Genomic DNA, 25,768 nt, shown 5'->3' on the forward strand with positions numbered 1-25,768 from the left:
ACTATGAAAAATCTAACATATATATTTCTATTGATTTTTTCTCTCTTTACTGCGGTTTCCTGCAGTAACTTCGAGGAAATCAATACAGACCCAAATAAAACGAATCAGGTAACATCCTCGATGCTTGCTACGCAGGTATTGAAAGATACGTACCGGTTTTGGAACCCGAACCCTTCTGATTTTACTTCCGGTAACTTGTTTAATAAACACGTTGCCATGCTGGAAACCAATCCCAACCCTGGCCAATATTATTATTCATATTGGCCTTACGGCAGTTTTGGTGCCTATTCCAGACTGACGGATCTTCAGTATATGACCCAATATGCAGAAGGTTCAAAATTTGAATCATCCTATAAAGGATTGCAGTTGTTCATGAAAGCCTGGTTTGGATTCTCGGCTACATTGGATATGGGTGATGTGCCCTACTCGGAAGCCGGAATGGCGACGGAAGGTATCACCCAACCCAAATATGATAAACAGGCCGATGTATTTGCTGAAATCCTGAGTGACTTGCAGAAAGCAGAGGCTGATTTTGCACAAGGCACGAATTTCGATGGCGACATCATGTACGGTGGCGATGTTACCAAGTGGAGAAAGCTTTGTAATGCCATGCAGTTGAAAGTTATTCAAACCATGAGCAAGCAGGCAACTTCGGAACAGAAAGCAAGGTTTGCTGCCATCGTTAACGCCGGAAATTTAATGACCGGTAACGACGATAACTTTAAGCTGGTCTACTCTGATAATCCGAATGCAACATATCCGATGTATAACGGCGAGGAGCGCAGACAGAATACGGGTGTAACACAGTTGGTTGTTAATGCGCTGAAGAATTTCAATGATCGCCGCTTGTTCTATTTTGCAGAACCGGCACAGGCACAAATTGACGGTGGACTTACCGAGTCGGATTGGGATGCCTATGTGGGAGCTCCTTCATCCATGGCTGCCGAGCAGCTTGCGTTGAACAATGCAGACGGTGACTATTCTTTGCTGAATAAACGTTACGTCGCTTTCATGGATAATGATCCGATGCTCTATTTCACTTACTCCGAACAGTGTTTCATTATTGCGGAAGCCATTGAAGAAGGTTGGGTTTCGGGTGATGCTCAGCAGTATTATCAAAATGGAGTGAAAGCCCAGCTGGAATATTACATGAACCTTCCTCACACAGCTGATTATGTGCACGGAATGGCTATCGATCAAAACTACATTGATAACTACTTTACGGGTGCTGCAGCTTATGCCACCAGCGGAACAAAAGAGGATCGCTTGCATCAAATATGGACACAACGCTGGTTGATTGATTTCTTCCAGGGTAATGGAGGAAACTACCAGCAATTCCTGCGTACAGGCTACCCGGTTTACCCGCTGAATCCTTCGACCAGTCTGAACCCGGAAGATCCGACCGTATATCCTAAGCGCTGGATGTACCCAACGGATGAACAAACCAAAAATCCGGTCAATTATCAAAAAGCTATTGACGAACAGTATAATGGATATGATGGAATCAATCAGGTTCCGTGGTATTTGAAGTAAAGGGTGAGCTTAATTAGTAAAAATGTGAATAAAATGGGGGAGAGCTAAGCCTCCCCCATTTTTTTACGGTATGTATAAATCATTGCCCGGATGACATTTTGGTATATCGGGTAAAATAAAACACCAAAAGCTATGAAACACAAAATAATATTCTTTTCAGTCATTTTATGTCTTGTTTCTTTCAGTGCATTTTCACAGTCTACTGAAGGCTACAAATTGGTTTGGCAAGACAATTTCGACGGAAATTCGCTTGACACCACATCTTGGAACAATCGGGTAATGAAACCGGGAACGGTGAACAACGAGTTGCAGCGTTACACCGATGGTAAAAACGTAGAAGTGAAAGATGGGAAGCTAATTATCGAAGCCCGGCATGAAAATAACGAATACACTTCCGGAAGAATCAATACCAAAGGCAAGCGCGAATTCACTTATGGTATTGTTAAAATGAGAGCGAAATTGCCGGCAGGTGTGGGCACATGGCCCGCATTGTGGATGTTGGGAGCAGATGTTAAGGAAGTAGGTTGGCCGGCTTGCGGGGAACTTGATATCATGGAGCATGTTGGCAAACAACCAGGCTTCATTCATTCTTCTATACACAATCCGTCGGGTTACGGAGCAACACCCTATACGGGAATCGTGGAAATAAAAAATCCTTACACTCAATTTCATATCTACAGTATGGAATGGACGAAAGATTTTATCACTTTTTACGTGGACGGCAAAAAGATCTATCACTATCAGCCTGAGCAAAAAAATATTAAGAACTGGCCTTTCGATAAACCTTTTTACCTGATCTTCAATATCGCGATTGGTGGTAATATGGGAGGTTCGAAAGTCGATAATAAATGTTTTCCGACTGACATGGTCGTTGACTGGGTGAAAGTATATCAGAAGTGATATCCGGATGGAAGAAAAACTGAAATAGTTAACAGAGAATAAGATATCAAAATGAAAAAGCTGTTTTTTCTGATTCTGGTGATAGGTTCTATCCAGGTAGCACAGGCTCAAAACCTAAAATTAATGACCTACAATCTCCGGTTGGCACTGGCGTCCGATGGATTGAATTCCTGGGAAAACCGGAAGGATTTTATGGTCGATCAGCTCAATTTTTATGCACCCGATATATTTGGTACGCAGGAAGGATTACCGAATCAAATAGATTACTTGAATAAAGAACTGAAAGATTATCAGTCGATTGGTCAGGGGCGCGAAGGCGGCAGCAAAGGAGAACATGTTGCTGTTTTTTACAATGCCAACCGCTTTAAGGTATTGGTGCATCACACGTTCTGGTTGTCGGAAACCCCCGATAAAGTTTCGAAAGGCTGGGATGCTGCTTATCTGCGAATTTGCACGTATGGCCTTTTCTACGATAAGTTGACGCATGAATCGTTCTGGGTTTTCAATACCCATTTGGACAACAGAGGGGAGCTAGCCCGTAAAAACGGTGTGGCCCTGGTGTTGAAAAAGATAAACGAAATCAATACTGCCAACCTGCCGGTGATATTAATGGGCGACCTGAATTCAACTCCGGAAAGTGATGTCATTCAGGAAATCGACAAGAGCTTCAACCAGTCCAAGTCGCTCAGCGAAATCAAGCCGTTTGGTCCTGCAGCCACCTTTAATGGTTTTCAATGGGATGTAAAACCGACCAACCGCATTGATTACATCTTTATCCGGAAAGGGGCGCCCATTGCTGTGAAGAAATATGCTGTATTACGCGATAGCCGGGATCACCGATTTCCGTCAGACCATTTTCCGGTTTTTGTAGAGGTGACCTTTACGAACAGTGATAAATGACACCTGATAGTTGCGTTAGCGCCTTCAATTTTAATTCCCCCATGGAACGTATTCCGGGGGAATTTTTTTGCCGGGAAACCCCGTTCTTGTTAAATTCAGACCTTCAATAAAATCAACTTACATCATGAGCCGACGACTGCTAGGTCTAGCTTTTTCCCTGTTTCTGAGCGCTTCAATTTGGGCTGCTCCCGTCATCAAAACCAGCTTGAACAGTGGCTGGTTTTTCCAACAAACTGATCATCCCGACAGTACAAAATGGGAACCGGTCAATGTTCCTCATACCTGGAACGCGAAAGATGCATTTGACGATCAGCCTGGATATTATCGCGGAACGGGTTGGTACCGGCGCAATTTATATGTGGATGCGGGCTGGAAAGGACAGAAGCTTTTTCTCGATTTTGAAGGAGTCAACAAAACAGCAACTGTTTTTATCAATGAGCAGAAAGTAGGCGAACACAAGGGCGGTTACACGGCTTTCAGTTTCGATATCTCTCCTTACGTGCATTACGGTTCTGACAATGATTTGCGCGTGGAAGTGAGCAATGCACCTGACCCGCAAATTCCTCCGCTGGAAGCTGATTTCACTTTTTACGGAGGCATTTATCGCGACGTGTGGCTCAAAGTGGATAACCCCATTCATTTCGCTTTCTCGAAATATGCGACGCCCGCGGTTTATGTCAATACGCCGCAGGTTTCTGCTGAATCTGCTCAGGTGAAGGTTCGGGGAACCGTTCGAAATGAGACCGGAAAAACAAATCGTCTGCTTGTTCGTTCTGAGATTTTTTCCCCGGAAGGGAAGCTCGTGGAGGTGCTGAACAAGGTGTTTACCGTAAGACGAAATAGCGATCGCGATTTTGAGATGGTTTCGAAACCGTTAAATAAACCGCAGCTTTGGTCGCCCGATGCTCCTAACTTATACACCGTAAAAACCACGGTGCAGCTTTACCATAGCGACAGTATTCTCGACGGGGTGGAGAGTCCGTTGGGCTTCCGGTGGTTTAAAGCTGATCCGAATTTGGGCTTTTTCCTGAATGGAAAACCATTGAAACTGCACGGACTGAACCGGCACCAGGATTTCGCCGGGTTGGGAAATGCCTTGCCCAATGATTTGCATAAAAAGGATTTTGAGCTGATAAAAAAGATGGGAGCCAACTTTGTCCGGCTGGCGCACTACCCACAGGCTCCGGAAGTGTATCGCGAATGCGACCGGCTGGGACTGCTTGTGTGGAGTGAAATCCCGGTGGTGAATGAAATTACCGAATCGAAGGAATTTACCGAGAACTGTTTGAATATGCAGCGGGAACAGATTCATCAAACCTACAACCATCCTTCGGTGGTGATGTATGGTTACATGAATGAAGTATTTATCCGTCTGGCATACGCAAAACAACTTTCCGACAGCGTTCGTAACTGGAAAATCAAAAATACGCTGAAACTGGCGCGAGAACTGGATTCGTTAACCCGAAGCGAGGCGCCCGGCCGGTTAACCGTGATGGCCTTGCATCAGAATCCCATCTACAATAAAACAGGAATTGCCGATATTCCGCAGGTAATTGGATGGAACCTGTATATGGGTTGGTACGGCGGTAAATACACCGATTTGGGAACTTTTCTCGACAAACAGCACGCGGAACATCCGAACCGCTGTATCATGCTTTCGGAGTACGGTCCCGGAAGCGATGTCCGGTTGCATACCGATCATCCGGAAGTGTGGGATTACTCCGAAGAATATCAGTTCCTTTCACATGCCAGCTATCGTTTCCAGGTGGACGAGCGTCCCTATGTAATGGGAATGGCTGCGTGGATTTTTGCCGACTTTGGTTCGGAAGGCCGCGCTGATGCGATTCCGCACATCAACCAGAAAGGTTTGGTAAAGTATAACCGCACGCCCAAGGATGTTTATCACTATTACCAGGTGATGAACGATAAGTTGCCGCGGGTAGCCATTGCCGGAACGAATTATACCAACCGGACTTATGTGGCAGATGAAAACGGAAAGTCGAAGCATCAGGTTTGGATGTTCACCAATTCAGGGCAAGTGACCCTATATCGAAACGGCGAGTGGATCAATTCTCAAAAACCGGTTGACGGCATTGTGAAGATGCAGGTTCCTTTCGTTTCAGGGCCCAATAAACTTTTGGCGGTGACTGATATGGCGGAAGATTCGCTGGTGGTTAATGTAAAAATGATTCCGCGAAAGCTGACAGCCGGAGAATTTCATACCATCCGCGTCAACGTGGGCAGTAATTGCAATTTCCATAATGAGTTGACCGGTGAAAACTGGATTCCTGACCAGCCATATCAGCCGGGAAGTTTTGGGTATGTCGGCGGCGATATTTATCATTCTGTTTCGTGGAAAGCGTTGAGTACACAATCCAACATCAAAGGAACGGATGACGATCCGCTTTATCAAACCATGCGCGAAGGACTGGAAAGCTATCGGTTCGATGTGCCGGATGGCTGTTACAAGGTGACATTGTTGTTTGCCGAACCCAACTCGAAAGCAGGACAACCGCAGTTGATTTATAACCTGAGCAACGAAGAGAATGAGCAAAAGGCTAACCTCAGGAGTTTTGGGATTTCGATGAACGGAGAACATGAAGTCGGGCATTTCAACCTGGCGCGCGATTACGGTGCTTTGCGGGCAGTAAAGAAGACTTTTATGGTGAATGTGAAAAAAGGCGAAGGTCTTTCAGTTCAATTTCTGCCTGAGCATGGAAAAACGCTGCTTAGTGGCATCCGTATCGAAAAACGTTGAATACAATCATAAATCAGATAAAGTATCGAAGCATGAAGAGAAAAGTATTTACACTATTGCTGACGTTGTTCGTCGCTGTTGGTGTATCGGCACAAACTCGCTACAAAGACGATATCGCCAGTGGTTTTGTCAAGAAAACTTACACGTATGCCGTGAAAGACAGTCAGCAACTGAAGCTGGATATCTATTTCCCGGCAGGCGATAAAGCGACCGACCGGGCAGCCTGGATTCATGTTCACGGTGGCGGATTTGCCGGTGGAAGCCGTGATTCCAAAGCCGATGTCAACCTGTGTACCCATCTGGCAAAGAAAGGTTATGTGACTGCCTCAATTTCGTACCGGTTAACCCGGAAAGGAACGGGGTTCGGATGTGATGTGCCTGCTGATGTGAAGATGGAGACTTTCCGGAAGGCGGTGAGTGATTTGCGCAGTGCTACGGCCTTCATGCTGAAGAATCATACAGAGTTTGGCATTGATAGCAGCCGTATTATTATTTCGGGAAGTAGTGCAGGTGCCGAAACAGTTTTGAATGCGGCTTACCGTCCGGTAACGCAATGGGTGGAAGGAAAGCAGGAATTGCCTACCGGATTCCGTTATGCGGGAGTGATTTCTTTTGCAGGCGCCATGGTCAATGCAGCCAATATTACGGCTGAAACAGCCATTCCTACGATGATGTTTCATGGAACGGCTGACAACCTGGTGCCTTATGCCACGGCGCCTCACCACTATTGCAGCATCGACAGTCCGGGCTACATGATGTTGGATGGCTCGTACACGATTGCGAACCGCTTGCGCAAACTGGGAAAAACTTATTGGCTGGAAACCCGCTGCGGCGCTGGTCACGAAATGTCGGGATTACCGATGACCCAATCGGTGGATGATATTGTCGATTTTGCTTACAACTATATCATTCTGGGTAAAAAGGCGCAGATTCATACCATCGACAAGAGTCCGAAGTACAAAAAGGGTGATTCCCTTTATGATTTTTGCGACAATTAGGCAGACAAACATCAAAGCATAAGCCAGGCAGTCTCTCGGAAACGGAGGCTGCTTTTTTTTGTTTCTTCATCCGGAAACATTTTATATGGCGGCCCGTAAACGCTTGTAGTATAAATTCTTAATTGATGCTTATGAAGAGAATGATTTTGCTTGTAACCCTGATTTTTACTGCATCATTGTATGCAGCGGCTCAGGTTCATTTGCCGGATTTTAAGCTCGGCGGAAAAGCCGTGATGACCGACGTAAAAATGAAAGATGTTTCCGGTAAAGAATATAGCCTGAATGATCTGAAAAAGGCCAATGGTTTGGTCGTTATTTTCTCTTGTAATACCTGCCCGTTTGTGAAAATGTGGGAAGGAAGATATCCTGAAATTAAAAAATGGGCGGATGAACACCAGGTTGGAATGGTGTTGGTGAATTCCAATTACCAAAAGAGGGATGGTGTTGATTCCTTTGAAGCCATGAAGGAACACGCAAAGGAGCATAATTACACCATGCCTTACGTGGTGGATAAAAATAGCCGCTTGGCCAATGCCTTCGATGCGAAGACCACACCGCATGTCTTTCTTTTTGACAAAGATTTCACGTTAGTGTATAAAGGTGCAATTGATGACAGTTATCAAAGTGCTGATAATGTGAAGAGTCCATACCTTAAGAATGCTATTTCGCAATTGGCTGCCGGAAAAATGGTGGCAAAAAATGAAACACCACCCGTTGGATGTAGTATAAAAAGAAAACTTGATTAGTCCACAAGTAGAAAATTGAGATGTTGAGAGAGGGAGAATTGCCGGATGGTGGTTCTTCCTTTTTTGCTTTACAGCGATATTGATTTTAGTTTTTAAAGCATTATGAAAAATGGATGAAAACTGCGATCATTGTATGGTTTCCTAACAAAAATCCATTTTATCATGCGAAAACTCCTGACTTACTTTTTTTTACTTTTACTGACCATACCGGTTTTCGGGCAGGAAAACATGAACATCATCACTTACAATATCCGGTATAACAATCCTGATGACGGAGTGAATGCCTGGCCCAACCGCAAAGCAGATGTTATCGCTCTTTTGAAATTCCATAAAGCGGACGTTTTTTGTGTGCAGGAGGCTTTGCACGACCAGATTGTCGATTTGAAAGAGGGAATGCGGACGTTTGATTATGTGGGAGTTGGTCGCGATAACGGCAAACAGGCAGGTGAATATTCTGCTATTTTTTATGATACACGCCGATATCGTTTACAAGAGCAGGGGCACTTCTGGTTGTCGGAAACTCCCAATAAGCCCGGTTTAGGTTGGGACGCAGCCTGTGTGCGAATTTGCTCGTGGGCGAAGTTGAGAGACCAGGAGAACAATCAATCGTTCTTCGTTTTTACGACCCACTTTGATCATGTTGGGGTAAAAGCCCGCGAAGAGTCGGCAAAACTGATTTATAAAAAAGTGCAGGAATTAGGAGGTGATCGTCTGCCGGTTTTCCTGACGGGTGATTTAAACCTGACGCCGGAAGCCAATGCGATTGCTTTGATTCGTAGTCAGTGGAAAGATTCACGGTTGGCAACGCTTTCTCCACCTTACGGACCGGTTGGTACGTTCGAGGGATTTGATTTCAACTCACCTTTGAAAAACAGGATTGATTACATTTTTGTCAACGATAAGTTGAGGGTGTTGCGCTATGGTGTTCTCTCCGATTCAAAGGAGCAACGCTATCCTTCCGATCATCTTCCCGTATTGGTGGAAGCCAAATTTATTGATTGACGAGTTGATAAGAGATAACAAAAGAGCCGGAATTCCTGTCAAGATTCCGGCTCGTGATTGTTTTGGCTGTAGTTTGATTCGTTTTCGTTATGCCTGAAGCGATTCTAATGTCGCTTTCAGTTGTTTTTTTCCCTGGCCGGTATCGACATGTGCACTCGGTCCGGCGATACATCCGCCCTCGCAAGCCATCACCTCCATAAAGTTACCCGGCGCTTTTCCTCTGCTGTATGCTTTCAGCAAACCAATTGATTTCTTGTTGATGCCATTTACTTCGATGGCCCGAACATCAACGGCGAGGCCTTCTGCTTTCACCGCTTCAACTACACCTCCAGATTGCGCAAATCCACGACTTTCAGGCGTGCTGTAGGTCAGTTTGACCGGCTCACAATTTTCAATATCAATTTCAAACCCTTTGAAGAATGAATCCAGTTCTTCAAACGTCATCACATAATCAACGTTCGGATCAATCATTGCTTCTTTCCGCTTAGCGATACACGGGCCAATGAACACGAGTTTGGCATCAGGATACTTTTTCCGGGCCAATTCTGCCGCATAGTACATCGGTGTTTTGGTATGCGAAACGTATGATTTCATGTTCGAAACATGCTTCTCGACGGCTTGTACGTACCCCGGACAGCAAGAGGTGGTCATAAACGACTGGCCGCTTTCCAGCTTTTCTTTTAGCTCAGCTGCTTCGTTGGTGGTCGTAATCATCGCACCCTGCGCTACTTCCATTACGTCATAAAAGCCCAGTTCTTTAATGGCAGCAAATACTTTTCCTGCTTCGTAATTGTACTGTCCCAGTATGGATGGAGCCGGCAGGGCAATTACCTGTTCACCGGCCTGAATGGCTTTGAAAATATCGATGATGTGTGAAATTTCGAAAATAGAACCAAACGGGCAGGCATTCAGGCATTTTCCGCAGTAGATGCATTTTGCGTCGTCAATGTGCTCAACACCTTGTTCGTCTTTGGAAATGGCGCCAACCGGGCAGGCTTCTTCGCACGGAACGGGCACGTGTACGATGGAGTGATACGGGCAGGCATTCTTACAAATACCACAGTTGACACATTTTTTCGGATCAATCTGAGCCTGTCCGTTGCAGTTGAAGGTGATGGCATTCTTCGGGCAATTCATTTTACACGGACTGGCCACACAACCACGACAAAGATTGGAAACCACGTAATTGACTTTGACACAGGCGGTACATGCTTCGTCCACTACCGTGAGGATTTCCTTGCGGGGAGCTGTGCGTTGACGTGCCTCGTTCGCATAATCGGCGAGTGGCATCAGTTCATCAGTTTCTTCTTCCGGAAGGAGCCCCAGGATCGGCATCAGTTTGTATTTCAGAACGGCCCGTTCTTTATAGATACAGCAACGACGCTGGGCACCTCGTTCCCGTGGGGACATTTCTACCGGGATCCGGTCAATCTGGTTTTCTAACTGGTCTTCTTTGATGAGTCCCGCCAATCGGGAAAGGAGCTCCCGCCTGACGATCATGGTATTATTGACGTATGCCATTGATTAAAGCCTGATTAAAGTTTGATTTCGGCGGCAAAAATATACTTTTTCTCAGGCTTGTATGTTTTATAACATATAAATCTATGTTACGGCACTAATTCAAAATCAATTTAAAGAAGCGATTGATTTTGAATTATATAAATCGAAATATATAGATATTATGTGTGCTTGTTTTTAGATGACGATTTGTTACATCTTCAAGCCGTGAAAGTGAGCTAATCCTCCTTCCGATGTCTCTTTGTAGAGATGAGGCAAATCGTGGCCGGTTTGTTTCATCGTCTGCACCACCTTATCAAAACTGATGAGATGACGTCCGTCGGAAAGCAGTGCGTAGTTTTTGTGGTTTAGTGCACGGGCAGCCGCGAAAGCGTTTCGCTCGATGCAGGGAACCTGTACCAGGCCGGCAATCGGATCGCATGTGAGGCCGAGATGATGTTCCAGTCCCATTTCTGCTGCATATTCAATCTGGAAAATGCTACCACCGCTCAGTTGTGTCACAGCAGCCGATGCCATGGCGCAGGCTGTTCCCACTTCGCCCTGGCAACCCACTTCAGCACCTGAAATGGAGGCGTTGGTTTTCACCAGCGTGCCGATTAATCCGGCGGTTGCCAACGCGTGCAGAATTTTTTGCTCCGAACTTTTGTGGTATTTCTTCATGTAATAAAGAACGGCCGGCAAAACACCACTGGCGCCGCACGTCGGAGCGGTGACAATCTCTCCGCCGGCAGCATTCTCTTCCGAAACAGCTAAGGCATAAGCATACAGCAACGAACGTTTCTTGATAGCTGGTTTGAAATTTCTCGCTTTTGCGTAATAACCGGCGGCTTTTCGCGGATACTTCAGCACACCGGGAAGTGTTCCTTCTGTATCGAGCCCTCGTTTAACAGCGGCTTCCATTACATGCCACACGTTTGCCAGGTAATTCCAGATTTCGGGGCCTTCGTTTACTTCCACATATTCCCAAATGCTTTTCCCGTTTTCGTAACACCACCCGAGAATGCTGTCCATGGTGGAATCGGGGTAAACGGAAACGGTTTCCAGCTCAGTTTGGTCATCTACAATGGCACCGCCGCCAACCGAGTATACCGTCCAGCTGGCGGTGACTTTTCCGTCACTGTCGAGAGCTTCCAGCTTTAGCGCGTTTGGATGGCGTTTTAAAAACGTTTCCCGCTCCCACAATATGGTGACACGGTCTGGGCCTAATGTATTTTGAATGGCGACGTCGGTTAAGTGGCCTCTGCCCGTGGCAGCGAGACTCCCGTATAACGTGACCCGATAGCTCGATGCATTGGGGGTTTGAGCCAGAAAACGTTCGGCCGCTTTCTTCGGTCCCATCGTGTGACTGGACGACGGGCCGTTACCAATTCGGAAAATTTCTTTGATGGACTCCATTTGAGGAAATATTTGTTGCGAAATAACGGTTTTTCCGGATATCAATCATGAAAGTTACCTCTTTTTTTTATGCTATTTCAGCAAACTGGTTTCGTTCAGCGGGCCTAAATTTCATCGATGGACAGAGCGAAAAGCAACCAGATGAAAGATGCCGATTTTTTGAGATGAATTTGTCTGTTATTGTCGAATATTTTTAACTTTGCCACCGCTTTTGGAGAGTTGCCGGAGTGGTCGAACGGGGCAGACTCGAAATCTGTTGTACCCTTCGGGGTACCGGGGGTTCGAATCCCTCACTCTCCGCATTGATTACCGAAATAAGCCTCGCATTTATGCGGGGCTTTCTTGTTTTAAGAGCGGCTGTTTAAACTCTTCCTATATTCCATCCCTGTTGTACTGAAAAGAATACTCAGAATATAGTTTTTTGGCAAAATGCTATATTTGTGCTGATAAACGATTTAACTTGACATGACACTGGATATTGATAAAAAGGATATTGCCAAATTTATCCTGGTGGGAGATCGGGTATTGGTAAAGCCCAAAAATCCGAATACACAGACGAAATCCGGGTTATATCTTCCCCCCGCAGCAGTAGAGAAAGAAAAAGTACAGACCGGCTATGTTATTAAGGTTGGTCCGGGATTTCCTATTCCGGCCATGACGGATGAAGATGAACCGTGGAAGGATAAGCATGAAGAGGTGAAGTATGTTCCGCTTCAGGCGCAAGCCGGTGATTTGGCCATTTACCTTAGTCAATCAGGTTACGAAATCGAATTTAACCAGGAAAAGTACGTGATTCTTCCGCACTCAGCAATTTTAATGCTGGTGAGAGATGAAGGACTTTTCGAATAACCAGCTTGAAGAACCCGTTTGCAGAAGCGGGAATGATGGGAGGCTTATGATGGATAGAAAGATAGTATCCGTTTTTTTTATATTACTTTTATTTTTAGGTGAATCGCTTCAGGGAGCGATAAAGAGCATTGGTCTGCCCGTCATCAAAAATTTCACCAAGCAAGATTATAGCGCCGGCACGCAAAGCTGGGCTATCGCTCAGGGGAGGGATGACAAACTGTATTTTGCCAATAATAACGGACTCTTACAGTTCGATGGCGTCAATTGGAACACCTACCCACTACCTAATTCATCCATTGTACGTTCGTTGTTGGTGGGCGATGAAAACCGGATCTACGTTGGTGGATTCAACGAATTTGGTTATTTCGATCCCGACCAACAGGGACGTATGGTCTATCATTCTCTGTCTTCTCATCTTCCGGACGACGAAAAAAACTTCGGTGAGATTTGGCGTATTTACAAATTTAAAGGGCAACTGGTTTTTCAGTCATATACCAGCCTAATGCTGTGGGATGGAAAAACGTTCCGGATTTTGCATCCTGAGAAAGATGAGCTGTTTCATTTTTCATTTAAAGTGAATGACCGACTGTGGATAGACAATCGCGCTGAGGGATTACAGGAGCTGGTTAACGGGAGACTGGTTACTCTTCCGGGTACGGAGAAAATACGTGGACAGGAAATCTGGGGAATATTACCGTTTCCGGGAAACCGGTTTATGATTGCGACACAGAACAAAGGCGTATTTCTGTATGATGGCAAAGAGATGGTGGCATGGGATAATGAAGCTGACCAGCTTTTGAAAGCAAATCGTGTGATGGGGATTGCTCAGATTGATGGTGACCATTATGCGTTTGGAACCATTTCTCACGGAGTTGTTATTACCGATTCGAAAGGCAATGTTGTTCAGAATATTAGTCGTGAAGAAGGATTGCAAAACAATACGGTTCTGTCGGTTTTCGTCGATAATGATCACAATCTCTGGCTTGGACTCGATAATGGTATTTCACAGATAAAAATAAACTCTCCGCTTTCGCTCATCGGGTTTAATAATGGTGTCGGGGCGACTTATTCTGCGGCAATTTATAAAGGGAAAATATATCTTGCTACTAACCAGGGAGTGGTGTACCACAGCTGGGATCCAGACAAGAAAATTAAGCGTTTGGGACGATTTACCATGCTGAACGCGACTCGTGGCCAAGCCTGGTCGTTGGAAGTATTTGACAATATTTTGCTTGTTGGACACAATGCCGGTGCGTTTCAAATAATTAACGGAAAGCCTCAGCAGATTTCTTCTGTTATCGGATATTGGGGGTTCAGGCAAGTTCCGGGACATCCTGACCTGTTGATTGGAGGACACTATAATGGTTTGTCGCTTTTCAAGAGAGGTCCGCAAGGCTGGAAATATGTGCGCGAAATTGAAGGGTTCAAAGAGTCATCACGGCAGTTCGAGTTTGACGACAAAGGAAATATCTGGATGGAACACGGTTATCGCGGGGTTTTCCGGATAGAAATCAGTGAAGATTATACGCATGTCATTCGCACCGAACTATACGGAAAGAAAGAAGGTTTGCCTCAGGCCATGAATGTGGGAATTTACCGCTTAAAAGACAGACTGGTTTTTCTGACTACCGATGGCGTATACCAATATTTCCCAAGTACCAATAGTTTCCGTAAAAGTCAGACCTATTCCGAGCTGTTCGGGAAATTGAAGGGATTAAGCTATATCAGGGAAGACAAAAGAGGTAATATCTGGTATTTCCGGAATAATCAGGCCGGAGTGATGCAGAAGCAACCCGATGGAACGTACCGTAGTGTTGAGATGCCTTTTAGGAGTTTGTCGGGAAGGTTTCTTCCTACTTTCGAATTTGTTTTGCCCGTCGATGAGCAGGATGTTTTTATCGGTTATGACGACGGCGTGGCTCATTATGACCCGACTTTCATTAAATCGTGGAATAACAAGTTTTACACGTTGATCAGTAAAGTGTCGGTGATTAAAACTGATTCGGTGATTTTTTACGGCAACGGCCTGCAAAAGCAGGTTTCATCTATTCCTTACCGGGAAAACGACCTTCGTTTTTATTTTGCTGCTGCCGATATGGAAAACATCGGGCACGTGACTTACCAATTGAAGTTAGAGGGATTTGATGACGACTGGAATAATTGGTCGGGGCGTACCATGCGTGATTATACCAACCTGCCGGAGGGGGACTATACCTTCATGGTAAGAGGAATCAACCGTTACGGAGTTGAGAGTGCTCCGGCTACCTATCGGTTTACCATATTGCCTCCTTGGTACCGGAGTGTGTGGGCATATCTTGTTTATGGCTTTTTGTTCTTACTGCTCGTGTGGGGAATTTATTATTTCATTCGCTGGAAAATGAAGCGTTCCAAAGAGAAGGAAGCTAACCGGCAACGGGAACTCTATGCCCGGCGGGAAGAAGAACTGGGACGAAAACAGTTGGAAGCTGATAAAGAAATTATTCGTTTACGGAACGATAAGTTGCGCAATGAGATGGTTCATAAAGAGAAAGAGTTGGCAAATGCTTCGATGGAGATGATCCAGAAGAACAAGATGCTCAACAAAATCAAAAACGATCTCAAGAAAGCGACGGAGAATATAACTGACGAAAGTTTACAGGCCCGGCTGAGGAGCATTCTGAGACGAATCGACCGCCAGGTAGACAACGAAAAGCAATGGCAGATATTCGAAACACATTTCGAAACTGTCCATGAAGATTTTCTGACACGGATAAAGGAGCAGTTTCCTGAGCTTTCTCCCAAAGAATTGAAATTGTGTGCCTATCTGCGGATGAATATTTCCAGCAAGGAAATAGCTGCCTTGATGAATATCTCTGTCAGAGGAGTTGAAATAAGTCGATACCGGTTGCGTAAAAAACTAGGCCTGCAACGTCACGATAATCTCACTGACTTTATTCTTCGTTTTTAGAATCGTACCAGAAAAATCTGCCTCTTTCTTTTTATTTCTTTCTCACTGTAAGACAATACATTTCTTTCCTACTCTATACGCTTTATCCGGATTAGCTGTTGGAGAGAATCTTACTTGTGTTTTGAACAAAAAGCCAGCGTTTCCTACAATCCTGGTAGTTCACATTTGCTTAATATTGGTCATACCTCTGTCAACCTTCCCCATTTTTTAATTTGATGTAGTCAAAATCAGTGTGAGATATGGCAATTTTTTAGTTTTTCAAATTACATAATCCTGAAAATAAATTAATTAAAAATTGAATGATGAAAAAATGATGTATTGTTAAAAAGTGTTTGATGAGTTTTTGTTGGGTGGTGAAATTCTTCTGAACACTATATGAAGACTTCTTTTGTGACTGTATTTGTAAAGTCAATGTTAAATCGATGTTGTTTTAAACTTTGATCCTACTCTATGAAAAAAGTCTTCATTTTAACGTTTCTGGTTCTGGTGGCAACACTGGGATTTGCTCAGGAACGGAATGTACAAGGAACGGTAACCAGCGCTGAAGATGGTTCGCCGATTCCGGGCGTTAGTATTTCGGTAAAAGGTACCACAACAGGAACCATTACCGATGTTAACGGTAACTATTTAATTAAGGTGGGCGATAACGCCACCCTGGTGTTTTCGTTTATTGGATTGAAAACGCAGGAAGTTCCGGTTCAGGGACAATCGCAAATCAACGTCAGCATGCAAAGCGAGACCATGGGCGTTGATGAAGTAGTGGTTGTTGGTTACGGTACACAAAAGAAAAGTGTTGTAACCGGTTCCATTGCCAAGGTAAACTCTTCGGATATCAATAAAACAGCTAATCTTCGGACCGAACAAGCACTTCAGGGACGTACCGCCGGTGTCACTATCACCAGCAACTCTGGTCAGCCCGGTGCAGGACTGGACGTGAAAGTTCGCGGTACCTCTTCTATCAACTCGGGTACACAGCCGTTGTATGTTGTCGACGGTGTTCCGGTTGACGGTGGAATTGACTACCTGAACCCCGGTGATATCGCATCCATCGAAGTGCTGAAAGATGCTGCTTCTGCTGCTATCTACGGTTCTCGTGGTGCGAATGGTGTTGTGCTGATCACCACCAAGAATGGTAAAGCCGGCAAAATGACCGTCTCATACGATGGCTATTACGGTATCCAGAATCCTTGGAAAAAATTGTCTGTTTTGGATGCAACGCAGTATGCAGTCATCATGAATGAAGCTTCTGTGAATGGTGGTGGCCAACCGATTTTCTCTGACCCATATTCTTATGGAAAAGGAACTGACTGGCAAGATGAGGTGTTTAACTATGATGCACCGATTCAGAATCACCAGGTAACCATTTCGGGTGGAAACGAGAAGTCGAAGTATCTGACTTCTATTTCGTACTTCAATCAGCAGGGTATTGTTGCCAAGGGACATTCAAATTATGAGCGCATGACCCTTCGTTTCAATGCTGATCACAATGTTTCCAAGATTTTCAAGTTTGGTCACAACTTTGGTTACTCTCGTAGCAAAAGCGAAGGCGTTGATGAAAACACGGAATGGGGTTCTCCGCTGGGACGTGCATTGAACATGGACCCGATTACTCCGGTCGTAGTAACTGATTCAACTGCCGCTGCAGCATTGCTGTCGAACTATCCTAATGCGGTAACCAATGCCAAAGGACAACCTTACGGAATTTCTCCTTATGTGACTTCCGAGATTGTGAACCCGGTAGCTGCACTGGCTATTCTGCATCATAAATATTACACCGACAAATTCGTAGGAAACCTGTACGCTGAATTGACGATTCTGAAGAATATCAAATTGCGTTCGACCTTTGGTGCTGATATTGCATTCTGGGGAAATGATGGTTCATCACCGGTTCATTATCTGAATGCAACCAATTACCAGGATTATAATAGTATGACCCGTGAAACCAGTAAGGCGTTGAACTTTAACTGGGAGAACACGATTACTTACCATAACCTGTGGAATGATACGCACGATTTCACTTTCCTGTTGGGTAATACCATTTACAAAGCCGAAGGAAACACCATGGGCGGTTCAAAACAGGGAATGCCCTTCTACGATCCGTCGATGAACTATTTCGACTATGCACAGAACGAAGAGAGTGAAAATCTGTACGGTTATGCATGGCACTCATCTTTGCTGTCGTACTTTGGCCGTATGAACTACAGCTACAAAGATAAGTACCTGTTTACCGGTACGGTTCGTATGGACGGTTCATCAAAGTTCGGACCGAACAATCGCTATGCAATATTCCCTTCATTCTCTGCTGGGTGGGTGCTTTCGCAGGAAGATTTCATGGCTGGAAGCAGCGTTGTGAATTTCCTGAAGATTCGTGCCAGCTGGGGACAAAACGGTAACCAGCAGATCGACGATTATGCGTATACTTCGTTGATTGGTAGCGGTAGTCGTTACACTTTCGGTGTTGATCAGACACTGACTCCAGGGGCAAGTCCTACGAAGATTTCGAACCCCGACCTGAAATGGGAAACGGTTGAGCAGACTGACATTGGTATGGATATCGGTTTGCTGAAAAATAAATTCCGTTTTGCACTCGACTATTATCACAAGTTAACCCGCGATATGTTGGTGACTGCACCGATTCCTGCACTTGTAGGTAATGCTGCTCCGCTGACTAACCTGGGCGATATGTTGAACACTGGTTTTGACGGTGAATTCAGCTACAAAGCCAAGATTGGTGAAGTGAGTCTGGACACCCGACTGACAGTTTCATACCTGAAGAATGAGGTTCAGAAAATCGGTAACGAATCTGGTTATATTACTGGTGCAACCTGGGGACCGGAAGGTATGCAGATTACCCGCATCGAAGAAGGTAAGCCAATGAACTATTTCTACGGCTACAAAACAAACGGTATCCTGCAAAACCAGGCAGAAGCTGATGCTTATAACTCAACCTATGGCCAAAGTGCTGTCCCGGGCGATGTTCGTTTTGTTGACGTCAACAACGACGGAACTATCAGCGATTTGGACCGCACCATGATTGGTGACCCGACTCCAAGTTGGACATATGGACTGAACGTTGGACTTAATTATCGCCAGTGGGATTTCAACCTCTTCTTGCAGGGCGTCACCGGAAACGATATCTACGATGCTTCTCACCGTTATGACCTGGCCAACGCCAATTACACTACTGAAGTACTGGATCGTTGGACCGGCGAGGGAACTTCTACAACCCACGCTCGTGTTACCCTGAACGATACGAACCGTAACTACCGTTCTTCAGATCTGTACGTTCATAGCGGAAACTATGTGCGTATCAAGAACCTGCAGATTGGATACTCCTTGCCGAAGGGAGCTACCAACTGGTTGCATATCTCAAGACTGAGAATCTATGGTTCAGCACAGAACCTCTACACCATTACAGGCTACAAAGGTTTTGACCCGGAAATCAACGGAGGTATTGACCGCGGTATTTATCCGCAGCCGCGTACCTACATGATGGGTGTAAACCTTACTTTCTAATGCTTAACAGGAAAATGACAAGAAAGATGAAAATTCAAAATATTCTCAAAGTTGCCCTTTTCTCCCTGGTGATCCTGTTCTCTACGTCATGTTCCGATTACCTGGACATGAAGCCGCTCAACACACGGGTTGAAGAGAACTTTTACCAGAATCAACAGGACATGTATGATGCAATGGTCGCTGTATACGACGTATTGCAATGGGGCGGTTATCAGGGGTATATCCCTGAAGAAACACTCGCAAATGTTGCTTCTGACGACGCGTATGCCGGCGGTGCCAACGCCGGTGACCAGCCTGCCTGGGTGGCGTTGGATAATTTCAGCCTGACCCCAACATTAGGGCCGCAGGCAAGTATCTGGGGACGCTATTACAGTGGTATTTATCGTGCTAACCTGTTCATGGAAAAGCTTCCCGGAGCAACCGTTTCTGACGATTTTGCCAAGCGTTCGACTGCTGAGGTTAAGTTCCTGAGAGCTTTCTATTACTTCCAGCTGGAGCGTTGGTTCGGAAATCTTCCATTGATTCTGAAAACGCTGAAGCCATCGGAATATGACTATCCGCAGAGCGCGCCCGCAGATATTTATGCTCAGATTGAAAAAGATTTGACTGAAGCGATTCCTGATCTTCCTTTAACGGTATCGGATAGCGAGAAAGGACGTATCACCAAAGGTGCCGCTGAATCGTTGCTGGCCCGCGTTATCTTATTCGAAAACGATGATGCCCGCATGGGGGAAGTGGCTAACCTGATTGACGATGTTGTGAACTCTGGCGTATACGATTTGGTACCGGATTATGGCCAGATCTTTACCAACGCAGGACGTAACAATATTGAGTCAGTATTTGAAATTCAGCACTCATACAACTCCAAGTGGGGAGACTGGGGGTGGCTGCCAGGCGGCGAAGGAAACATCGCTACTGTAATGATTGGTATGCGCGACTATAACGGACCTACTTTCCAGGCTGGTTGGGGATTCTCTCCTGTAACCGAAAAACTGGCTAACGATATGAAAGGCGACCCGCGTTTCCAATACTCTATCATCGATGTATCGGACGGTACCATGGATGAAACCGGTATGATGAACGCAACGCTTGACGGTGGTGAGCAGATTAAGTACAAGCCGGGTTATCAGAACACCGGGTACTTTGTCCGGAAAAATGCGCCGCTGAAGGAAAATGTAGCTCCTGACGGTGAACCGATGATCAACTACCCAAACAACGTTCGCGTCATTCGGTACTCGGATGTACTGCTGATGGGAGCAGAAGCTTATGCCCGCAGTGGTAACGACGGCAAAGCTCAGACTTACCTGAACGAGGTTCGTGACCGCGTTGGACTCCCTGCTGTAACAGCAACCGGAACTGATTTGGTACAGGCTATCTGGAAAGAGCGTCGCTTCGAACTGGCGTTCGAAGGTCAGCGTTACTGGGATCTGGTTCGTACCGGACGTGCATCATCTGTACTGGGTGATCGTAACTGGCAATCGGGCCGTAACGAGTACTTGCCTATTCCGCAGTCTGAAATTGACAACACCAATAGAACCCTGGAACAGAATCCGGGCTACTAAGCAGTGTTCTGATTTATCGATTCTTATTTGAAATATTAATACTGATTTGAAATGAAAATCAATAAGATATTCAATTATATATTCATCCTGGGAGCTATTGCACTGGCATTTACGTCATGCGACCCTCAGGTTGTAGACGGTCCGCAACTCGGGCCCAAGCCCTCGGCTGATCAGTTGTCTTTCACAATTGCTCAGGGAGCGGATGACTTTCATCCGGTAATTACCAATACTTCCAATATTACCGGAATTGCCAAATGGGATTTTGGTAATGGAAATAAGGGAACAGGAGAGTCTGTTACTCCGTATTATCCGTTATCTGGAAAATACACGGTTACTTTGACGCTTTATACTTCGGGCGGTTCTGCATCTGTAACAAAAGAATATACACAGGAAACAACCGATTATGCTTACTTCCAGGATCCGGCTATCATAGCCCTTTCCGGTGGTGTTGATAACCTGAACGGCAAAACCTGGGTGGCCGATTCATTGGCTCAGGGGCACTACGGTGTTGGTCCGGCAGGTTCTGACGGAACGACATGGTGGAGTGCAGCTCCTATGGATAAAAGCGGTTTTGGTGCTTATGACGATGAGCTGAATTTCAAACTCAACGGATTTGTGGTTACTTATACCAACCATGGAAAGTCCTTTGTTAAAAGCTATCAGTCGGGCGTCTCATTCTATTCAAACCCTGTTGATGCGGGTGGCGATTTGACAGTTGACTACACTCCCGAGCCGGGTAGCTGGTCTATTTCTACCGAGAATGGAAAGCAGTACCTGATCATGAACGGTCCGACTCCTATTTTCCCAACCTTCGACGTAGGTGCGGTAGACGGGAAGTATGAAATTCTGGACATTTCAGAGAATAAACTCGAGCTGGTTACTACCGGAGCCGATGGTAATGCTTGGCACTACCTGTTGATCCCCAAAGGCTATGTAAAACCAACCGTTAAGTGGGATTTAAATGTGGCAGCCGGAGCTGATGCCAATACATTTGATATTTCTCTGGCTAACGTGGATATACCTTCAGGAATCAGCATCAGCCAAGTAACCTATGATTTTGGCGACGGAAGTGATCCGGTTACTGTAAGTGACTATACACAGTCGGTATCTCATACCTATATGCGGCAAGGAACGTATACGGTGACAGCTACGCTCGAAGCAAACGAAGAGCAGGTGAAAACCAGTACCGTCGAAGTGGCGCAGAATTCTCCGGATTATGTGCCGTTCCAGCCGAATGTGATGGTGATGTACAACGATTTCAGCGAAGTACAGATGGAACCGGTTCTGGGACAGGATTGCTCGGTTGAGATTGTTCCCAACCCATCGAAAATCTACCCGAATAAATCTGCTTATGTAGCACACTACAGTAAATCCAATCAGCAATGGGCCAATGCCTACATGCAGTTACCTGCAGGGTATCGATTCGACTTACGTACTGTTCATACTTTCCAGATTATGGTTTATGGAAAAGCAGGGCAAGATGTGTTGCTGAAGTTGGAGAATACCGATATGGGTGGAAACGCCTGGCAAACAGGAGTTGAACTTCACTATACTATCCAGAGTGATAATACCTGGGAGATAGCTACCTTCGATTTCGCTGGTGCTGCGACAGCTGACCTGTCTTGGGATCCGGGATTGGCTCCATTGATGTCTAGTGACGTAACTACTGACGATCGTTACAGCAACGATTATTATAACGTTGTTCGTATTATGCTGAACCCGGGAAATGACGCCGGTGATTTCGATTTCTATTTCGATGAACTGCAAGGTCCGTCAGTAGAGGGAATTAAATCTGCACAGTTTTAACATTTGGATTTGTGATTAATAATATCCGGAGGTGTCATCGTACATCTCCGGATTTCTAAAATTTTGGGACCTTTTCGTAAGCAATTTTTAAGTGGTTTAAATTTTTAAGGATATTGGCTATGAGATTTAAGTGGTTGTTGGTGATTTTGTTGTTTGTGTTTAGTGGGCTGAATTCAATTCAGGCACAGCAATATGTACCTGTTGCGCAGAAAATAGATCCGAAAGTGGAGGCTAAAGTCGACAAGTTGTTGTCGAAAATGACCCTGGAGGAAAAAGTGGGGCAGATGTGTCAGGTTACACTCGACGTCATCACCAAAGGTCCCAATCAGTTTTCGTCCGACGAACCTTTGCAACTGGACACAAGCCTGGTTCGTAAAGCATTGGTCGATTACAAAGTCGGTTCCATTTTAAATACGGCAAACAACCGCGCCCGCACTCCACAAAAGTGGAACGAAATTATCTCTCAACTGCAAAAGGTAGCTACCAAAGAAACCCGCCTGGGTATTCCAATCATTTACGGGATTGATGGAATTCATGGAGCTACGTATACCGCCGGAGCAACTATTTTTCCTCAGGAAATTGCCATGGCGGCTACCCGTAACCGCACGCTCGTGCGTAAAGAAGCTGAAGTAAGTGCCTACGAAACCCGCGCATGCGGTATCCCGTGGACTTTTTCTCCGGTCCTCGACTTAGGCATCGATCCCCGCTGGCCCCGCATGTGGGAAACTTTTGGCGAAGATCCATACCTGGTAGCCCAGATGGGATACCAAATGATTAAAGGTTATGAAGGAGAAAACAACGATATTGATAATCCGGTGCATGTGGCTTCGTGTATGAAGCATTTCCTGGGCTACTCAGCAGCCAAATCAGGAAAGGATCGCACACCGGCCTGGCTTCCGGAAATCGATTTGCGGGAGCGTCACCTGGTTTCGTTTAAGAAAGCGATCAATGCAGGTGCTCACACGGTCATGATTAATTCGGGCATCATCAACGGTGTTCCGGTGCATGCCAGCTATGATATTATCACCAAACTGCTGAAACAGGAATTAGGCTTTAACGGACTGGTTGTTACTGACTGGGCCGATATCGAAAACCTGCACAACCGGGACAAAGTTGCCAAAACGCAAAAAGAAGCCGTTAAAATGGCCATTAATGCCGGAATCGACATGTCGATGGTTCCTTACAACTTCGATTTCTGCGACTACCTGACCGAGTTGGTGAAAGAAGGTGAAGTTCCCATGTCGCGTATCGACGATGCTGTACGTCGTATTTTGCGTGTGAAATACGAGTTGGGACTCTTCAAAACGCCGGTTACCCGAATGGCCGATTATCCCGATTTTGCTTCAAAGAAATTTGAAAATGATGCGTATGAGGCTGCTGCCGAAGCCATCACCTTGTTGCGCAATAATAACCATGTGCTTCCGCTTTCCGCGCATGCGAAAATTTTGGTGACTGGCCCAAATGCGAACTCGATGCGTACCCTGAATGGCGGCTGGACTTACAGCTGGCAGGGCGAAAAAGTGGAAGAGTTTGCCGGTAAATACAACACCATTCTCGAGGCTATCCGGAATCATGCAGGCGATAAGAATGTTACTTATGTCCCCGGTGTGGAATACAAAATGGATGGTACTTATAATGAAGAGCAAAATGTGGATATCGATGCAGCAGTGAAAGCAGCTGCTAACGTTGATGCGGTTGTTCTTTGTTTGGGCGAAAATACATACACCGAAAAGCCTGGTGACCTGAACGATTTGTACATTTCGGATAACCAGACTGCTTTGGCAAAAGCCCTGTCTGCTACAGGGAAACCGGTGATTCTGGTGCTGAATGAAGGTCGTCCGCGGTTGATTAGCAAATTTGCCGACCAAATGCAGGCTATCCTGCAGATTTACCTTCCGGGAAATTTTGGTGGCGATGCACTGGCCGATGTACTGTACGGAAAGGTAAATCCCAGCGGGAAATTGCCTTACACCTATCCTCGCTATCCGAACTCTCTGGTGGTGTACAATCACAAACCTTCCGAGGCACAGAAGAAAATGGAAGGAATGTATAACTACGAAGGCGATGTTGGTTCGCAATTCCCATTTGGTGCCGGCTTAAGTTATACGGATTTCACTTACTCAGATTTGAAGATTAACAAGTCCGAGCTGGATGGAAAGGACGATTTTACCATTTCGGTAACCGTAAAGAATACAGGCGACCGGGAAGGAAAGGAAGCGGTTCAGCTATACATTTCCGACTTGTATGCCTCGATTACGCCTGACGTAAAACGCTTACGCGGATTCGAAAAAGTGGACCTGAGACCAGGAGAAGCGAAAACGGTTACTTTCCATCTGAATACCCGTGATTTGGCTTTTGTTAATCATCAGTTGAAATATGTGGTGGAGGAAGGAAAATTTGTCGCTTCGGTAGCAAATCTGACGGTGCCGTTTTCAGTGAAGAATACACAAACATTCGATCGTTAAACGATATTATATTATAAAGGAAAATGAAAAGGATTTTTTCAGGAATTCTCTTGCTGTTAGTGGTTGTAGCCTGTCAAACAACAACTAAAAAAGCTGAAACCAAAGCGGATGTTATTCCGCAAAAGAAAGGTGACTGGAATCTGGTTTGGGATGATGAATTTAATTACGACGGTTTACCCGATTCGACGAAATGGAGTTTCGATACACAGGGAAATGAGAGTGGCTGGGGAAACCACGAAGCGGAATTTTATACTGATAAACGATTGGCGAATGCGCAGGTGGCCAACGGAATGTTGACCATCACCGCCCGGAAGGAAGATTTCGGTGGGAAGAAGTACACTTCGGCCCGTATTAGGACCATTCACAAAGGTGACTGGTTAGGTGGCCGCATCGAAGTGAAAGCTCGTCTGCCGAAAGGTAAAGGTTTGTGGCCTGCAATCTGGATGTTATCTACCGATTGGAAATATGGAGGCTGGCCCGAAAGTGGTGAGATTGATATCATGGAAAATGTGGGTTATGATCCGGATTCCATTCACGGCACCGTTCATACCAAAGCGTATAATCACGTCATCGGAACGCAGGTCGGGAAAACCATTTCAGTGCCCGATTGCCATGAAAAGTTCCATGTTTATGCCCTCGAATGGGATAATGAAAAGATGAGCATGTTTGTTGATGATCAGAAATACTTTACCTTTAATAACGAACATACCGGCTTCGAAGCCTGGCCGTTTGATCAGCCGTTTCATCTTATTTTGAATGTCGCGGTTGGTGGTGACTGGGGCGGAAAATACGGAATCGACGATTCGGTATTCCCACAATCGATGGATGTAGACTATGTGAGAGTCTATCAGAAAAGTAAATAACAGAGAGAAT

At 45.5% G+C, this 25,768-nt stretch carries 16 protein-coding genes and 1 tRNA gene; 15 read left to right on the top strand and 2 right to left on the bottom strand.

Annotation, left to right across the window (positions count from 1 at the left end; translation table 11 throughout):
- The first annotated feature begins 3 nt into the window (after positions 1–3).
- The 7 genes from CLV93_RS14450 (at position 4) to CLV93_RS14480 (ending at position 8,837) form a co-directional block, all read left to right on the top strand.
- The gene (locus CLV93_RS14450) at positions 4–1,533 is read left to right on the top strand and encodes a SusD/RagB family nutrient-binding outer membrane lipoprotein (RefSeq protein WP_106542925.1); all 1,530 of its coding nucleotides are present in this window, start codon (positions 4–6) and stop codon (positions 1,531–1,533) included.
- A 132-nt stretch (positions 1,534–1,665) separates the two neighbouring features.
- Positions 1,666–2,433 (top strand): glycoside hydrolase family 16 protein, encoded by a 768-nt coding sequence (locus CLV93_RS14455; RefSeq protein ID WP_106542926.1) that lies wholly within the window; start codon positions 1,666–1,668, stop codon positions 2,431–2,433.
- Between the two features lie 51 nt (positions 2,434–2,484).
- A complete protein-coding gene (locus CLV93_RS14460; RefSeq protein ID WP_106542927.1) occupies positions 2,485–3,333 on the top strand; it encodes an endonuclease/exonuclease/phosphatase family protein in 849 nt (282 codons plus the stop codon).
- A 124-nt stretch (positions 3,334–3,457) separates the two neighbouring features.
- Positions 3,458–6,091, top strand: a complete 2,634-nt coding sequence (locus tag CLV93_RS14465; protein WP_106542928.1) for a glycoside hydrolase family 2 TIM barrel-domain containing protein — start codon at positions 3,458–3,460, stop codon at positions 6,089–6,091.
- 32 nt (positions 6,092–6,123) lie between these two features.
- The gene (locus tag CLV93_RS14470) at positions 6,124–7,089 is read left to right on the top strand and encodes a carboxylesterase family protein (protein WP_106542929.1); all 966 of its coding nucleotides are present in this window, start codon (positions 6,124–6,126) and stop codon (positions 7,087–7,089) included.
- A 131-nt stretch (positions 7,090–7,220) separates the two neighbouring features.
- Entirely contained in the window at positions 7,221–7,835 is a 615-nt protein-coding gene (locus CLV93_RS14475) for a thioredoxin family protein (RefSeq protein WP_106543080.1), read from the top strand.
- 162 nt (positions 7,836–7,997) lie between these two features.
- Positions 7,998–8,837, top strand: a complete 840-nt coding sequence (locus tag CLV93_RS14480; protein ID WP_106542930.1) for an endonuclease/exonuclease/phosphatase family protein — start codon at positions 7,998–8,000, stop codon at positions 8,835–8,837.
- Positions 8,838–8,924: 87 nt separating this feature from the next.
- Here the strand turns inward: CLV93_RS14480 and CLV93_RS14485 are convergent, their stop codons facing one another.
- Positions 8,925–10,358 carry a monomeric [FeFe] hydrogenase gene (locus tag CLV93_RS14485; RefSeq protein WP_106542931.1) on the bottom strand — a complete coding sequence of 478 codons (1,434 nt, stop codon included), beginning with the start codon at positions 10,356–10,358 and terminating at the stop codon, positions 8,925–8,927.
- A gap of 189 nt (positions 10,359–10,547) precedes the next feature.
- The gene (locus tag CLV93_RS14490; protein WP_106542932.1) at positions 10,548–11,750 is read right to left on the bottom strand and encodes an L-serine ammonia-lyase; all 1,203 of its coding nucleotides are present in this window, start codon (positions 11,748–11,750) and stop codon (positions 10,548–10,550) included.
- Positions 11,751–11,963: 213 nt separating this feature from the next.
- Here CLV93_RS14490 and CLV93_RS14495 point away from each other — a divergent pair.
- The 8 genes from CLV93_RS14495 to CLV93_RS14530 all read left to right on the top strand — a co-directional run bounded on the left by CLV93_RS14495 (position 11,964) and on the right by CLV93_RS14530 (position 25,758).
- Positions 11,964–12,050 (top strand) — tRNA-Ser (locus CLV93_RS14495).
- A 165-nt stretch (positions 12,051–12,215) separates the two neighbouring features.
- A complete protein-coding gene (locus CLV93_RS14500; protein ID WP_106542933.1) occupies positions 12,216–12,599 on the top strand; it encodes a co-chaperone GroES in 384 nt (127 codons plus the stop codon).
- Between the two features lie 46 nt (positions 12,600–12,645).
- A complete protein-coding gene (locus CLV93_RS14505; protein ID WP_170108963.1) occupies positions 12,646–15,546 on the top strand; it encodes a ligand-binding sensor domain-containing protein in 2,901 nt (966 codons plus the stop codon).
- 450 nt (positions 15,547–15,996) lie between these two features.
- Positions 15,997–19,062 carry a SusC/RagA family TonB-linked outer membrane protein gene (locus CLV93_RS14510; protein WP_106542935.1) on the top strand — a complete coding sequence of 1,022 codons (3,066 nt, stop codon included), beginning with the start codon at positions 15,997–15,999 and terminating at the stop codon, positions 19,060–19,062.
- A 26-nt stretch (positions 19,063–19,088) separates the two neighbouring features.
- On the top strand, positions 19,089–20,624 hold the full coding sequence (locus CLV93_RS14515) for a RagB/SusD family nutrient uptake outer membrane protein (RefSeq protein ID WP_170108964.1): 1,536 nt from the start codon (positions 19,089–19,091) through the stop codon (positions 20,622–20,624).
- 51 nt (positions 20,625–20,675) lie between these two features.
- Positions 20,676–22,430: a PKD domain-containing protein gene (locus CLV93_RS14520; RefSeq protein ID WP_106542937.1), complete on the top strand. Its 1,755-nt coding sequence runs from the start codon at positions 20,676–20,678 to the stop codon at positions 22,428–22,430.
- Between the two features lie 119 nt (positions 22,431–22,549).
- Positions 22,550–24,895 carry a glycoside hydrolase family 3 N-terminal domain-containing protein gene (locus CLV93_RS14525; protein ID WP_106542938.1) on the top strand — a complete coding sequence of 782 codons (2,346 nt, stop codon included), beginning with the start codon at positions 22,550–22,552 and terminating at the stop codon, positions 24,893–24,895.
- 23 nt (positions 24,896–24,918) lie between these two features.
- Positions 24,919–25,758: a glycoside hydrolase family 16 protein gene (locus tag CLV93_RS14530; RefSeq protein WP_106542939.1), complete on the top strand. Its 840-nt coding sequence runs from the start codon at positions 24,919–24,921 to the stop codon at positions 25,756–25,758.
- The last annotated feature ends 10 nt before the right edge of the window (positions 25,759–25,768 follow it).

The organism is Prolixibacter denitrificans (assembly GCF_003014495.1).
GTDB classification, from domain to species: Bacteria; Bacteroidota; Bacteroidia; order Bacteroidales; family Prolixibacteraceae; genus Prolixibacter; species Prolixibacter denitrificans.

Coding starts and splice junctions, on each gene's coding strand:
- CLV93_RS14455 (WP_106542926.1), top strand. CDS start 1,666: ATGAAACACAAAATAATATTCTTTTCAGTCATTTTATGTCTTGTTTCT.
- CLV93_RS14470 (WP_106542929.1), top strand. CDS start 6,124: ATGAAGAGAAAAGTATTTACACTATTGCTGACGTTGTTCGTCGCTGTT.
- CLV93_RS14460 (WP_106542927.1), top strand. CDS start 2,485: ATGAAAAAGCTGTTTTTTCTGATTCTGGTGATAGGTTCTATCCAGGTA.
- CLV93_RS14530 (WP_106542939.1), top strand. CDS start 24,919: ATGAAAAGGATTTTTTCAGGAATTCTCTTGCTGTTAGTGGTTGTAGCC.
- CLV93_RS14475 (WP_106543080.1), top strand. CDS start 7,221: ATGAAGAGAATGATTTTGCTTGTAACCCTGATTTTTACTGCATCATTG.
- CLV93_RS14480 (WP_106542930.1), top strand. CDS start 7,998: ATGCGAAAACTCCTGACTTACTTTTTTTTACTTTTACTGACCATACCG.
- CLV93_RS14515 (WP_170108964.1), top strand. CDS start 19,089: ATGAAAATTCAAAATATTCTCAAAGTTGCCCTTTTCTCCCTGGTGATC.
- CLV93_RS14465 (WP_106542928.1), top strand. CDS start 3,458: ATGAGCCGACGACTGCTAGGTCTAGCTTTTTCCCTGTTTCTGAGCGCT.
- CLV93_RS14500 (WP_106542933.1), top strand. CDS start 12,216: ATGACACTGGATATTGATAAAAAGGATATTGCCAAATTTATCCTGGTG.
- CLV93_RS14450 (WP_106542925.1), top strand. CDS start 4: ATGAAAAATCTAACATATATATTTCTATTGATTTTTTCTCTCTTTACT.
- CLV93_RS14510 (WP_106542935.1), top strand. CDS start 15,997: ATGAAAAAAGTCTTCATTTTAACGTTTCTGGTTCTGGTGGCAACACTG.
- CLV93_RS14520 (WP_106542937.1), top strand. CDS start 20,676: ATGAAAATCAATAAGATATTCAATTATATATTCATCCTGGGAGCTATT.
- CLV93_RS14525 (WP_106542938.1), top strand. CDS start 22,550: ATGAGATTTAAGTGGTTGTTGGTGATTTTGTTGTTTGTGTTTAGTGGG.
- CLV93_RS14490 (WP_106542932.1), bottom strand. CDS start 11,750: ATGGAGTCCATCAAAGAAATTTTCCGAATTGGTAACGGCCCGTCGTCC.
- CLV93_RS14485 (WP_106542931.1), bottom strand. CDS start 10,358: ATGGCATACGTCAATAATACCATGATCGTCAGGCGGGAGCTCCTTTCC.
- CLV93_RS14505 (WP_170108963.1), top strand. CDS start 12,646: ATGATGGATAGAAAGATAGTATCCGTTTTTTTTATATTACTTTTATTT.